Genomic DNA, 254 nt, shown 5'->3' with positions numbered 1-254 from the left:
AAATACCGCGCTTGGGGAGCTGGTCCATCTGCAAACGCTAGATTCGTTCATGTAGAACTTTGTGAAACACGCGACCCAGTCAAGTTTAAACGTTCATATGAGCGTTATGTAAAATTATTAGGGGAAATTTTACGTGACAGAAACATCCACCCTTCTAAGGGGCTATGGACACATAAAGACATTACTTATAACTTAGGCGGGACAGATCATGAGGACCCGCTTGATTATCTTCGCAGTCATGGCGTTTCAGAAAC

Annotated in this window: 1 protein-coding gene; it reads left to right on the top strand. The window is 43.3% G+C overall.

Going from position 1 to position 254, the window contains the following annotated elements:
- Nucleotides 1–254, top strand: a 254-nt coding sequence (locus KVT27_RS25425; RefSeq protein WP_217582252.1) for a peptidoglycan recognition protein family protein, incomplete at both ends; no start/stop codon positions are given.

The organism is Lysinibacillus sp. GbtcB16 (assembly GCF_019091145.1).
Classification (GTDB): domain Bacteria; phylum Bacillota; class Bacilli; order Bacillales_A; family Planococcaceae; genus Lysinibacillus; species Lysinibacillus fusiformis.
This window is presented reverse-complemented; position numbering and strand designations above follow the sequence as displayed.